General features: G+C 48.4%; 10 protein-coding genes. 3 read left to right on the top strand and 7 right to left on the bottom strand.

Going from position 1 to position 13,726, the window contains the following annotated elements; genetic code table 11:
• Window position 1: 1 nt before the first annotated feature.
• Together gatA and gatC are read right to left on the bottom strand one after the other, a co-directional pair.
• The gene (gene gatA / locus L3V45_RS03425; RefSeq protein ID WP_007609878.1) at window positions 2-1,459 is read right to left on the bottom strand and encodes an Asp-tRNA(Asn)/Glu-tRNA(Gln) amidotransferase subunit GatA; all 1,458 of its coding nucleotides are present in this window, start codon (window positions 1,457-1,459) and stop codon (window positions 2-4) included.
• 14 nt (window positions 1,460-1,473) lie between these two features.
• Window positions 1,474-1,764: an Asp-tRNA(Asn)/Glu-tRNA(Gln) amidotransferase subunit GatC gene (gatC, locus tag L3V45_RS03420; protein WP_003155732.1), complete on the bottom strand. Its 291-nt coding sequence runs from the start codon at window positions 1,762-1,764 to the stop codon at window positions 1,474-1,476.
• 413 nt (window positions 1,765-2,177) lie between these two features.
• Here gatC and putP point away from each other — a divergent pair, with 413 nt between their 5' ends.
• Both putP and L3V45_RS03410 read left to right on the top strand, forming a co-directional pair.
• Entirely contained in the window at window positions 2,178-3,656 is a 1,479-nt protein-coding gene (gene putP / locus L3V45_RS03415; protein WP_003155733.1) for a sodium/proline symporter PutP, read from the top strand.
• A gap of 120 nt (window positions 3,657-3,776) precedes the next feature.
• On the top strand, window positions 3,777-4,469 hold the full coding sequence (locus L3V45_RS03410) for an MgtC/SapB family protein (RefSeq protein ID WP_003155735.1): 693 nt from the start codon (window positions 3,777-3,779) through the stop codon (window positions 4,467-4,469).
• A gap of 36 nt (window positions 4,470-4,505) precedes the next feature.
• On the opposite strand, the gene L3V45_RS03405 is transcribed toward L3V45_RS03410, so the two are convergent.
• From L3V45_RS03405 to L3V45_RS03385, 5 genes are all read right to left on the bottom strand, one after another.
• Complete coding sequence (locus L3V45_RS03405) at window positions 4,506-5,504, bottom strand: phosphotransferase enzyme family protein (RefSeq protein ID WP_069473181.1); 999 nt, start codon at window positions 5,502-5,504, stop codon at window positions 4,506-4,508.
• Window positions 5,505-5,740: 236 nt separating this feature from the next.
• Complete coding sequence (locus L3V45_RS03400) at window positions 5,741-6,937, bottom strand: CamS family sex pheromone protein (RefSeq protein WP_003155737.1); 1,197 nt, start codon at window positions 6,935-6,937, stop codon at window positions 5,741-5,743.
• A gap of 15 nt (window positions 6,938-6,952) precedes the next feature.
• Entirely contained in the window at window positions 6,953-8,959 is a 2,007-nt protein-coding gene (gene ligA, locus L3V45_RS03395; protein ID WP_003155738.1) for an NAD-dependent DNA ligase LigA, read from the bottom strand.
• 24 nt (window positions 8,960-8,983) lie between these two features.
• Complete coding sequence (pcrA, locus tag L3V45_RS03390; RefSeq protein WP_007408910.1) at window positions 8,984-11,203, bottom strand: DNA helicase PcrA; 2,220 nt, start codon at window positions 11,201-11,203, stop codon at window positions 8,984-8,986.
• 57 nt (window positions 11,204-11,260) lie between these two features.
• Window positions 11,261-11,950 (bottom strand): heptaprenylglyceryl phosphate synthase, encoded by a 690-nt coding sequence (locus tag L3V45_RS03385; protein ID WP_003155740.1) that lies wholly within the window; start codon window positions 11,948-11,950, stop codon window positions 11,261-11,263.
• Between the two features lie 195 nt (window positions 11,951-12,145).
• Here L3V45_RS03385 and L3V45_RS03380 point away from each other — a divergent pair, with 195 nt between their 5' ends.
• Window positions 12,146-13,720: an FMN-binding glutamate synthase family protein gene (locus L3V45_RS03380; protein WP_003155744.1), complete on the top strand. Its 1,575-nt coding sequence runs from the start codon at window positions 12,146-12,148 to the stop codon at window positions 13,718-13,720.
• The last annotated feature ends 6 nt before the right edge of the window (window positions 13,721-13,726 follow it).

Here is a 13,726-nt window from a genome sequence, read left to right as displayed (position 1 = left end):
CTTACAGTTCAGGTTTCGCTTTATGATGATCTGTTGCCTGCTCAAAAGCATGAGCGACGCGGTATACAGTGCCTTCATCGAAGTGTTTTCCGATGATTTGCAATCCGAGCGGCAGTCCGTCCGCAAATCCGCACGGCACGCTGATTCCCGGCACACCCGCGAGGTTGACAGGGATCGTTAAAATATCGTTGGCGTACATTGTGAGCGGATCGCTGGTTTTTTCGCCGATTTTGAATGCCGGTGTCGGCGTTGTCGGTCCGACGATGACATCGTATTTCTCAAATACGTCTTCAAAATCTTTTTTAATAAGCGTGCGCACTTTTTGCGCTTTTTTGTAATACGCGTCATAGTAGCCGGAGCTGAGCGCGAAGGTGCCGAGCATGATGCGGCGCTTTACTTCGTTGCCGAAGCCTTCAGAGCGTGTCTGTTTATAAAGGTCAATCAGGTTGTCCGCATTGTCTGAGCGGTAGCCGTAGCGGATGCCGTCAAAGCGCGCAAGGTTTGCAGACGCTTCGGAAGAAGACAGCAGATAATACGTCGCAAGCGCGTATTTGCTGTGCGGCAGAGATACTTCTTCCCATGTCGCTCCGAGGTCTTCAAGCACTTTTAAAGCGGCTAAAACCGATTCTTTCGCTTCTTTGCCGACGCCTTCTCCGAGATATTCTTTCGGCACGGCGATTTTTAAGCCTTTAATATCGCCAGTTAATGAAGAAAGAAAGTCCGGCACTTCGACATTGGCGCTCGTAGAGTCCATTTTGTCCGGGCCTGAAATCGCCTGAAGCAGGAATGCGTTATCTTCTACGTTTCTTGTGATCGGTCCGATCTGGTCAAGTGAAGACGCAAAAGCGACCAAACCGTAACGTGACACGCGTCCGTATGTAGGCTTTAATCCGACGACGCCGCAGAAAGAAGCCGGCTGACGGATGGAGCCGCCCGTATCAGATCCGAGTGAAAACGGCACTTCGCCCGCTGCAACCGCAGCTGCGGAACCGCCGCTTGATCCGCCGGGAACCGTATCGAGATTCCAAGGGTTTTTCGTCGCTTTGTACGCGGAGTTTTCAGTAGAAGAACCCATCGCGAACTCGTCCATATTCAGCTTTCCGATCGTGACGGCTTCAGCGGCTTGAAGACGCTCCACAACCGTCGCATCGTAAATCGGATCGAAGTTTTCGAGGATTTTGCTTGAGCATGTTGTGCGAAGCCCTTTGGTCACGATGTTGTCTTTGACGCCGATCGGCATTCCGAAGAGAAGACCGTGTTCAGACCGTCCGTCAACCGCTTCGTCAAGTTCTTTCGCGTAAGCGCGGGCTCTTTCTTCATCAAGCTGTAAAAACGCCTGCACCTTATCATCCACGGATGCGATCCGTTTGTAAGATTCATCAACAAGATCGGAAATCTTGATTTCTTTTTTATGTATCATTTGTTTCAGTTCTGTGATTTTGTGATCAAATAATGACATACTGTCTCCCTCCTTTAATCCAGAATAGATGGCACACGGACATAGCCGTCTTTATGATCGGGAGCATTTTTCATGACATCCTCGACCGGAAGGCCTTTACCCGCTTCATCTTCTCTCATTACGTTTTTCATTTTCAGCACGTGTGTTGTCGGTTCCACGTTATCCGTGTCCACTTCATTAAGCTCCTCGGCAAACGAGATGATGCTGTCAAGCTGTTCTGTGAACATTTCAGCTTCTTCATCCGTAATGGCGAGTCTCGCCAAATGAGCGACATGCTTTACTTCTTCTATAGAAATTCGTGACATAAGATCCACCTCCGCATAATTCTCCGTTTCGTCATATAATACTGATCATATCAAAAACGAGCCCTCTAAAGCAACAAAACGCCGCCTTCTGAGGCATGATGAAACCCTCTCTATTTTATCCTAAATCGGGGAGAAAGAGAAACGAATTATATGTCAGAAAATTTTTACTTTTATAATTTATTGGTAGCGCTTTCTTCTTTAAGCTGTTCTAGGTTGGCGGGGATTTTTTCCTTGAGCGGGCCAGGTTTCGAGAGTTGATTGATCGGGGATACTTTGTTAGGTTTAGTAACCATAGCCGGCACTAAATCATGCGATCCCCATCGAAAGATGACTAAAGGCAGGCTGGATCGCCGGCACTACTAATCTACAGAGGTGATGCAACATTTACATGAAAGAAGAGAGGGTCCAAAAACGTGAGTATTGAATTAATTATATCTCTTGGCATTTACTTTGCCGCCATGCTGTTAATCGGCTGGTACGCATTCAGAAAGACAACGAATATTAATGATTACATGCTGGGCGGAAGAGGACTCGGTCCGTTCGTAACGGCGCTGTCCGCAGGTGCGGCGGATATGAGCGCATGGATGCTGATGGGAGTTCCCGGCGCAATGTTCGCAACGGGGTTATCGACCTTATGGCTGGCGCTCGGTTTGACGATCGGCGCGTATTCAAATTATCTGCTGCTTGCTCCGAGGCTGCGCGCTTACACGGAAGTTGCGGATGATGCGATTACGATTCCCGATTTTTTCGATAAACGATTCCGCCACTCGTCATCATTGCTGAAAATTGTTTCCGCCGTGATTATTATGATCTTTTTCACACTGTACACATCGTCCGGGATGGTATCCGGAGGCAGGTTATTTGAATCGGCATTCGGCGCCGACTACAAATTCGGTTTGTTTTTAACGGCGGGTGTAGTTGTGCTTTATACGCTGTTTGGCGGTTTCCTCGCTGTCAGTCTGACTGACTTTGTACAGGGAGCGATCATGTTTGCGGCATTAGTGCTTGTGCCGATCGTTGCTTTTACCCAGCTCGGGAGCGTTTCAACGACGATTGATTCGATCAACGCCGTTAACCCGAAACTATTGGATATCTTTAAAGGCGCGAGCGTCATTAGCATTATTTCTTATTTGGCATGGGGACTCGGCTATTACGGCCAGCCTCATATCATCGTACGATTTATGGCGATTAAAGAAGTGAAAGATTTAAAACCCGCCCGCAGAATCGGGATGAGCTGGATGTTTATTTCAGTTGTCGGCTCATTGCTGACCGGGATTATCGGGGTTGCGTATTCTCATCACTTCGGGGTCTCCGTAAAAGATCCGGAAACGATTTTCATTATTTTTTCTAAAATCTTGTTCCATCCGCTGATTACGGGCTTCTTGCTGTCCGCCATTTTAGCGGCGATCATGAGTTCCATTTCCTCACAGCTTCTCGTAACGGCAAGCGCCATTACGGAAGATTTATACCGCGCCTTTTTCAGACGGGAAGCGAGCGATAAAGAATTGGTCATGACCGGACGCCTTTCGGTATTGATCGTGGCCGTTATCGCCATCCTGCTATCCATGAATCCGAACAGCACCATTCTTGATCTGGTCGGGTATGCGTGGGCAGGCTTCGGTTCGGCTATCGGCCCGGCGCTCTTGCTCAGTCTGTACTGGAAACGGATGAATGAATGGGGAGCGCTTGCGGCGATGATTACCGGGGCCGCGGCCGTTTTAATCTGGATTACGACAGGGCTTGCCGCTTCAACCGGGGTATACGAAATCATTCCAGGGTTCTTCCTCAGTCTGATTGCCGGTATTGCCGTCAGCCTGCTGACCAAAAAACCGGCCGATGCTTCTTATCAGCTGTTCAGCCGGATGGAAGCTCTTTTGAAAAACAAGAAATAGACAAAAAGCCGTCAGATTTTATCCCTGACGGCTTTTTTCTTCCGCACTTGTCCTGCTATAAATACTGTGAGAAAATCATATCAATTTATTATAAGAAAAATTGCGGAGGTGCTGTGCAAATTGAGCTGGCCTATCGAACCAGACATTTTATTAAAGCTGGGCATTGCCACGCTGATCGGCATGATCATCGGTCTTGAACGCGAACTGAAAAACAAACCGCTCGGACTGAAAACCTGTATCGTCATCGCCGTCAGCTCCTGTATGCTGACGATCGTCAGCATTAATGCGGCATATCATTTCCCGAAATATTACCGTATCATGATGGATCCGCTCCGCCTTCCCGCCCAAATCATTTCCGGCGTCGGTTTTATCGGCGCGGGCGTGATCCTGCGTAAAAGCAATGACGTCATATCCGGCCTGACGACATCGGCTATCATCTGGGGCGCGGCCGGGCTGGGTCTGGCTACAGGCGCCGGCTTTTATAAAGAGGCGTTCGCAAGCCTCTTGTTTATCCTGATCAGTGTCGAATTTCTTCCGTGGCTGATCAGAAAAATCGGTCCCAACCGCTTGAAGGAAAAGGATATCCGCGTGAGAATGTCTCTTTCCGATAAAGACAAAATGACCGAGATTTTAAAGGAAATGAAAAGCAAACAGCTCCGCATTCACTCCGTCCGGATTGATGACCTGGGTGAAAAAGAATTTCCGATTATGGAAGTGAAAGTCAGTGTTCATAAAAACCGCTACACCACTGACGTCTATTATGATATTAAAGAAATTCAGGGCGTCGTCGGAGTGAAATGTGATACGTTATAAAAAACGCCGGGCTGGATTCAGCCGGCGTTTTTCTATTTATACGAATGCAGAAAATTGATACTCCGTAATCGGTGTTTCATTTTCGATATCGCGCCTGAAGGCTTTCAGCATCCCGAGTTCCTCGTCCCCGAGTGAATTGAGGTCAAACGCCTGATGCAATAATCCGTAGATCAGCATATGGCGCAGCCGGAGGAAATCCGGGATGTGTTCAAACCATGCGGAATCAAGGTCATTTTCTTCCCTGTAGCCTTTCATAAAGTGAGTCATGAATTCACCCGTAAACGCGGCCTTGTTGTCTTCATACGGGATGACCGGATACCACAACATGTTGTACAGCAGAATACTGATATCATTCACAAACCAATTGTAGCCGATATCATCAAAATCAAATGCAGTGATTTTTCCGTTGTCCCAATTAAAATTGCCATGATGCAGATCGGCGTGCACAAGGCCGTAGTTTTCAGGATTCTTCGGCAAACGGCGCAGTTTTTCCATTAGAGCATCCGCCCGCTCAAATACGAGATGCTGATCTGCGGGCACGTATTTTCTCAGCTTCAGCTGCTCCTCTTCATCCCATTCCTGCCTTTTATATGCCGGATCGCTCAGACGGTAGCTTTTCGTCAGCCGGTGCATGTTCCCCGTGTACTTTCCAAGCTGGTAAAACAGAGTTCCGTTCCAGTCTGATTCCTCCACTTTGCGTCCGGGCGCTTTTTCATAGACTCTTAATAAAAACGCTCCGCCTTTTCCGTCGGGCACTTCTTCGACATCTTTGCCATTTAATGAAGGAATCGGCTTTGCTACTGAAAGCCCTCCCTTTGCCAGATGATGAAGCCATTCCATTTCTCCGAGAATATATTCCGGCGTTCTTCTGATCGTATGCGTAATTTTTAAGATATACGGTTCGTTATCTTTCACAATTTCATATACGTAGTTCTCTGCGTCCGCAATAAATTGAAACTTGGTAAATCCGTATATTTCACCGGCTTCAGCCAGCACCTTATCTTCCTCAAAAATCGCTTTAATATCTTTATGCATGCTGATTCACCCTTTTCATAACATTTGTAGGCGGTGTGTGTACTCAGCAAATGTCATTCATCAACATTCCTGCCCTTCTTTTTTCACAGCAGATTCGTAACATCCGCTCAGAAATGAAATGTGTTTTCCTGTTAATTCCTAATTATACAAATATCTTAACATATCTCATTCCTCTCTCCAACGATATTCACACTAAAAAACCCTTGCTCATACAGAAATGAACAAGGGCATCTTGGTTAATCGTAAATATGGACGGTCGGTTCTTTGTCACCCGCATTGCGGACGATCAGCGCTTCCTGCCCGTCAGACGAGGTAATGTTAATTTCGACATCAACTGAGCCTTTTGAATAATAATCCATCAGCTCACCTGTTAAGTATTGGGTGAAGGCGATGACTTCGCTTTTCCCGTAAAATTGCATCGGGATTTCAATCTTCATTTTTCTCATTTCATCGTTTTCGTACATTGCCGTTCCGACAACTCCGGTGTAATTCGGGAAGTAGCTGTCGATGGCGTTTTTGAAGCGTTTAAACACTTCGGAATCATCAGGGTATTTCTTTGCCGTGTCTGTATCCGCCGGATAGAAGACGTACTTTTCTTTGACATCATCCCAGTTTGAAATGGTGGATGAGCCGGCCTTGACTTCTGTTTTCGCAATGTAATTCCCCGGTACGATTGATGTTTTCGGCGCTTGTTTATAAAGGGCGACGGTAATCGGCACATTTTTCAGGTTATCCATTTTCCGAAGGCGGTTAACGACTTCCTGTGCGATTTCTTCGCCGTGGCTGCGGATCGTTTTGTCGCTGAGCTCCACTTCCTGCTGCGGATCACCTGTGTTTTCGCGGTAATAGTATACAGAGTTGAGAGCGAGACCGATCATGACACCGCCAAGCTGGATGGAATTTTTATCTTTTCTTACTAAGTAATCCTGCTCAAGCATGGACGCTAAGTAAATCGGGCTGTTTTCGTTTTTCTCTTTTGCTGATCCCGAGCTTGGCAGCACCGGGTTTAAGCCGAGATTCTGGAAATTGGCGTCTGCCTTTTTCGCCTTTTTCAGATCACTGCCCTCTTTTTTGCGGTCAAGCCAGCTGAGAACCGTGTCCTCATCTAAATACTGGCCTTCCTGATACAAATAGTCATCCGTCGGGAACGTGTCTTGAGCGAGCCGCATCAGCCCAGTCTCGAATTCATCGATGTCCAGCCTCGTGTTCAGCCGGTCCGCGGTCAGGCCGCGCGCTTTTCCGGCCTTAAACGGGAGCACCATTTTATAGTAGGAATCAGAGATATTATATTTCGGTATGATCGCTTTTTCAGAAGACTTTGCCGTTTTCTGCGTGATCTCTTCCTCTTTTTTTCCCCCGAAACTCGGCGAACAGGCCGACAGCATGAGTACTGCCGCCGTTGCCGTCGCCGCCAATGCCAACATCTTTTTCAATAGAAAACACTCCTCTTATTTCTTTAGCTCTCCCAATAGCTGTGCTTCATTCCATACTTCAATGTTTAATTCCTGCGCTTTTGTCAGCTTGCTTCCGGCCGCTTCTCCGGCAATCAGCAAGTCTGTTTTTTTGCTGACAGATCCCGTCAGCTTTCCGCCGAGCGCTTCAATCTGCGCCTTGGCTTCATTTCTGGACAGCTCTTCAAGCTTTCCGGTTAACACGATGGTTTTGCCGGCAAAATAAGAGTCGCTGTCCTCCGCTTTTACTTTTTTCGGGCCTTTGTAGAGTGTGTTCACACCGAGTTCCTCAAGTTCATTCAAAAGCTCAAGCATTTCCTCTTTGCGGAAATAGGTGATAACGGCATCGGCCATCTTTTCGCCGATTTCATCTACCGCAAGCAGCTCTTCTTCCGTGGCTTGTTTCAGATTTTCCAGGCTTTCAAAATGCATGGCCAGTGTTTTGGCCGCTTTTGAGCCGATAAAACGGATGCCGAGACCGAACAGCAGGCGTTCCAGCGAATTCTCTTTCGACTTTTGGATGGAGCTGATCAGATTGTCAGTTGATTTTTCCCCCATCCGCTCAAGCCGGATGACTTGTTCTTTCGTCAGCTTATACAAATCAGCGACATTACGGACGAGATGTTCACGGAAAAGCTGTGTGATGACACGTTCTCCGAGTCCGTCAATATTCATCGCGTTGCGTGAGACAAAGTGAATCAGGCCTTCTCTGATCTGCGCCGGACATTCCGGATTGATGCAGCGCAGCGCGACTTCCCCTTCAATGCGGACAAGTTCGCTTTCGCACTCAGGGCAGCTGGTCGGCATATTGAATTCTTTTTCTTCTCCGGTCCGCTGTTCAATTAAGACATTGACGACCTCAGGGATGATGTCGCCCGCTTTTTTGACGACCACTTTATCGAGAATGCGGATATCCTTCTCTTTAATTAAATCTTCGTTATGAAGGGATGCTCTTGAGACCGTCGTTCCCGCGACTTTTACCGGTTCCAGAACGGCGGTCGGCGTAATAACGCCCGTTCTTCCGACATTCAGTTCGATATCGAGCAGTTTTGTCACGACCTCTTCAGCCGGGAATTTGTAAGCAATCGCCCAGCGCGGGCTTTTTGCCGTATACCCGAGTTCTTCCTGCTGGTCGAGCGAATCGACTTTGATGACGATTCCGTCAATTTCATAAGGGAGATCGGCCCGCTTCGCCTGCAGCTCTTCGATCATTTCAATGACTTCATCTATCGTGTCGCATTTTTTCCGTTCCTGGTTTGTTTTAAAACCGAGCTCATCCAGAAAATCCAGGCCCTGACTCTGTGTTTCCACACCCATCTCGTCAAGCTCCGCTATACTGTAGACGAAGATGTCAAGATTTCGTTTCGCTGCAATTTTCGGATCGAGCTGTCTGAGTGAGCCCGCAGCCGCGTTCCGGGGATTGGCGAACGGCTCCTCTTCATGTTTCAGCCTTTCCTCATTGAGCGCTTCAAATGACTGTTTCGGCATGTACGCCTCTCCGCGCACTTCTATGGAAAGATTACGTTTCATTTTCAGCGGAATGTTGCGGATCGTTTTTAAGTTTTCGGTGATATCTTCGCCCGTCGTTCCGTCTCCTCTTGTCGCGCCTCTGACGAAATAGCCGTCTTCATAACGGAGAGAAACAGCAAGACCGTCTATTTTCAGCTCCACATTATAAGCGACGCCGTCACCGACAGCCTGACGGACGCGGCGGTCAAAATCGCGGAGATCATCATCGTTAAATGCGTTGCCGAGACTGAGCATCGGCGTGCCGTGCTGCACCTTTTGAAAAGATTCAAGCACCGCTCCCCCGACCCGCTGTGTGGGCGAATCAGGCGTTCTGAGCTCCGGGTGCTCTTCCTCTATGGCAATCAGCTCCTGCATCAGTCTGTCGTACTCGGAATCCGGCACACTCGGTTCATCTAAGGTGTAATATTCATAACTGTACTGATCGATGGTGCGGCGCAATTCTTCTGCCCGGTGTTTCGCTGTTTCTTTGTCCATCATGTTCTTCCTTTCCTCTTCAGGTTACTGCTTTTCAATCGGCGCAAAAGCTGCAAGCAGACGCTTCACGCCGACTGGGCTCGGGAATGCGATATCAAGCTCGGTGCTTTCGCCTTCTCCTTTTACGCTGACAACCGTTCCGGTGCCCCATTTTTTATGGCCCGCTTTATCGCCGACCGCCCAGCTGAGCGAGTCGCCGCCTGTTTTGTTCGCATAGGAAACGGGACGGGATACGGGCCCGCGTTTCGGCTGCACTTTTCGTCCCGGCTGCATGCGAGGTGTTTTCTTCTCATTTAGGTTCTCCAATAAATCGCCAGGTATTTCCCTGATAAAGCGGGATTCCGGATTCATATTGGTGCGGCCGAATAAGGTGCGCATTTTGGCATTCGTTAAATACAGTTCTTCTTCCGCCCTCGTAATGCCTACATATGCGAGCCTGCGTTCTTCTTCCATCTCGGCTTCTTCCATCAGGGAGCGGCTGTGCGGGAACACGCCTTCTTCCATGCCCATTAAGAACACGACAGGAAATTCAAGCCCCTTAGCGGCGTGCAGTGTCATTAAAGTGACGGCATCCTTTCCGCCTGATTCCTCTTCCTTCTGGTCGAGCTGGTCAATATCCGCAATCAACGCCAAATCAGTCAGAAACGCGACGAGAGACTTGTCTTCGCTTTTTTGTTCGAAGTTTTTCGTCACGGAAAGAAACTCGTCGATATTTTCAAGGCGGCTTTGGGCTTCGATTGATTTTTCGGCCTTCAGCATTTCTCTGTATTCCGTTTTTTCGAGAATTTCTTCCGTGAGTTCCGTAATGGACAGGTAATCCTGCATGTTCGTCAGATTTTCAATCATCGCGCCAAAGCCGTCAAGCGCGTTTGCCGCTTTCGCGCTGACACCGATGAAATCAACCTGTTTGATCGCCTGGAACATTGACATTCCGTTCATCGCCGCATATGAAGCGATTTTTTCTAGCGAAGTGGCGCCGACGCCCCGCTTCGGCACATTGACGATCCGCGTAAAACTGATGTCGTCGTCCGGGTTTGACACAAGGCGCAGGTATGCGAGAATGTCTTTAATTTCTTTCCTGTCGTAGAACTTGGTTCCGCCGACGATATTGTAGTTCAGTCCGGATTTTAAAAGGGTTTCCTCAATGACGCGCGACTGGGCGTTTGTCCGGTATAAAATCGCGATATCGGAAAGCTTCCGCCGGCCCGAGCTGTGCAGCTCATAAATTTTGCCCGCGACGAATTGGCCTTCGCCGAATTCATTGTCGCCGCTGTAATAAGAAAGCTTGATGCCTTCGTCATTTTCCGTCCACAGGTTTTTCGGCTTGCGGTTTGAGTTGTTTTTGATCACTTCGTTAGCCGCTTGCAGAATCCGCTTTGTTGAGCGGTAGTTTTGCTCGAGCAGAATCACGTTTGCGCTCGGATAATCTTTTTCAAAGGAAAGGATATTCGCGATATCCGCTCCGCGCCATCTGTAAATGGACTGGTCGGAGTCACCGACGACGCAGATATTTTCAAGACGGGCCGCAAGCTGCTTCACAAGGAGGTATTGCGCCCTGTTCGTATCCTGATACTCGTCTACGTGAATGTACTGAAATTTGCGCTGATAAAACTCAAGCACTTCCGGCACACGCTCAAAAAGCTTAATCGTCGTCATGATTAAATCATCAAAATCGAGCGATTGGTTTTTCAGCAGTTTTTTCTGATAATCGGTATACACGTCACTCGTGACCTGATCGTAGTAGCCGCCGGCCGTTTTTGCGAATTCCTCAGGTTCGATCAGCTCGTTTTTTGCGCTGCTGATGGAGCCTAAAATACTTCTCGGATCAAACTTTTTCGGATCGATATTCCGCTCTTTCAAAATCCCTTTAATAACGGAAAGCTGATCAGCCGTATCAAGAATGGAGAAGTTTCGGTTGATGCCGATTCTGTCAATATCCCTGCGCAGAATCCGCACGCACATGCTGTGGAAGGTGGAAATCCAGATTTCATCCGCGCCGGGTCCGAGAATGCTCTCCACCCGCTCCTTCATTTCTCTGGCGGCTTTATTTGTAAATGTAATCGCCAGAATGTTCCATGGCGCCACGTGTTTTTCCGCCATTAAGTATGCGATTCTGTGCGTCAGCACACGTGTTTTTCCGCTTCCCGCGCCCGCCATCAGAAGCAGCGGACCGTCCGTCGTCTTGACCGCTTCCTGCTGAACGGGATTTAATCCGCTTAATAATTGATTGCTAATGTAATTCATATCCGTTCACCGCCTATCAAACATATGTTCTATCATAAATCAATTTCGTCCGCTTGGCTACTTTGTCTTTACAGCCGCCACCGTTTTGAGCGCCTGATCAAAATCTTCATATACGGCATTTCCGACAACGATGACATCGGCATGACGGCCGAACCGTTCCGCCGTTTCCGCGTCTTTAATGCCGCCTCCGTAAAACAGGACGGACTTGTCCAGCACAGCCTTCGTTTTCTCCACCGTTTCTATGTCCGCCAGCATCCCGCTGTATTCCAGATAAAAAATCGGGAGATGAAGCAAATGTTCCGCGACCCGCGCATAGGCGAGAATATCTTCTGTTTCTATATGTGTATCCGCCTCCGTCAAAGCGGCCGCCTTACAATCAGGGTTGACGATGCAGTAGCCCTCCGTCACGATTTCCTCCATTGACATGAGCTCTCCGTATTCTTTCATCGCCTGATGATGCATGCCGACAATCCAGTCCGCCTTTTTGCTGTTGAGCACACTCGGAATGAAATAAAGATCAAACCCGGGCACAATGGAATCAATCGTCGACACCTCAAGTACGCACGGCACTAAAAACCGCCGCACCTTTGACATCAGTCTCAGCACATTGTCCTCGGTGATATTGTCGCTTCCTCCGATCACAATGGCGTCAGTCCCTGATTCACAAAGCCGTTCCAGCTGTTCATCCGGTAAATCTTTATTCGGATCGAGTTTAAAAACATGCTTCCACTCGTTAACATCGTACATGCGTTTTCGTTCCTCCATTCGTTTCTTGCCATTTAAACATTATAACAAATTCGTTTGGCCCGGAAAAACGGAAAAAGACGTCATTCACCTGATTCACAAAAAAAGATTGCGCTCCGCCGGACGGGAAACGGCTATGTTTGAAAACAGACAAAATGTGGAATGTCAAAGAGAAAAAAGGCAAGGAGTCTGATCTCAATGGAACAAGCCATTATCGTACTGATTTGTATATTGATTTTTATTATTTTAGTTCCCGCCGCATTGTTTCTCTGGATTTACATAAGAGACGAAAAGCAGGAAGAACATTCAGTGCTGCGCAATTATCCCGCAGCGGGAAAACTGCGCTATATATTTGAAAAAATCGGACCTGAGCTGCGGCAGTATTTATTCAGCAATGATAACGAAGAACAGCCGTTTTCCCGGAGAGAATATGAACAGACGGTCATGTCGGGAAAGTATAAAAGCAGAATGATGGGCTTCGGCTCAGAACGGGATTTCGATCAGCCGGGCTATTATATCCGTAACGCCCTCTTCCCGAAACAAAGGGAGGAGCTGCGCACAGATCAGACGCCGAAGATCGACACGATGGTATACAAGATTGACAAAGACAACCTGCTGAAACGCAGCGAACACCGCGAAAAAGCAAAAGCGGACCCTTATTACCTGCATCCGGACGATGTGCAAGTGATCGGCCGCGACACATGCAAGAAACCGTTTTATGTAAAAGGGTTAATCGGACAATCAGCGATGAGCTACGGCTCACTTGGCGACCGGGCAATCACCGCCCTGTCAAAAGGGCTGCACCAGGCCGGCGGCACATGGATGAATACAGGCGAAGGCGGCCTGTCTGAGTATCACTTGAAAGGCGGCGCGGATATTATCTGCCAAATCGGCCCCGGGCTGTTCGGCGTGCGCACTGAAGATGGAGAATTTTCATGGGAAGAATTTAAGAAAAAAAGCCGCCTCGAGCAGATTAAAGCCTTTGAATTAAAGCTTGCGCAAGGGGCGAAAGCTAGAGGCGGTCATATTGACGGTTCAAAGGTGACCGAAGAAATTGCCGCCATCAGAAATGTGCAGCCCGGACAATCCATTGACAGTCCAAACCGCTTCAACGAGTTCTCAAATGTTCCGGACATGCTTGATTTCATTGAGAAATTAAGAACTGTCGGTGAAAAACCGGTCGGCATCAAAATTGTCCCGGGCAGCCGCAAAGACCTTGAAGACCTTATTTCCTGTATGAGTTCATCAGGCAAACTTCCCGACTTTATTACGATTGACGGCAGTGAAGGGGGAACGGGAGCTTCTTTCCATGAGCTGGCGGATTCCGTCGGCCTGCCGATTCTGACCGGTCTCCCCCTTGTTGACGGCCTTTTGAAGACATACGGTATAAGAGATAGGCTGAAAATTTTCGCATCCGGAAAGCTGCTCACTCCCGATAAGATTGCCGTTGCCCTCGCCTTAGGCGCGGATTTTGTCAATATTGCCCGGGGAATGATGTTTTCAGTCGGCTGTATCCGCGCTCAAGTATGCCACACCAATCATTGTCCTGTCGGAGTAGCGACAACCGATCCAAAACTTCAGCGCGCGCTCAGTATCGAGGATAAACAGCATCGCGTCTGCAACTACGTGCTCTCGTTGCGTGAAGGGCTGTTTCACCTTGCCGCGGCGGCGGGTATCAGCTCGCCGATTCATTTCTCAGCTGAACACATCGTATACCGGGAGGAAGACGGAAGCCTGAGGGAACTTCCCGGCCTTTTGAATCAGCACGCATAAAAAAAC

It is taken from the genome of Bacillus sp. R45, assembly GCF_021729365.1.
Classification (GTDB): Bacteria; Bacillota; Bacilli; order Bacillales; family Bacillaceae; genus Bacillus; species Bacillus velezensis.
Note: the sequence above shows the minus strand (reverse complement) of the source record. Positions and strands in the feature narration are given on the sequence as shown.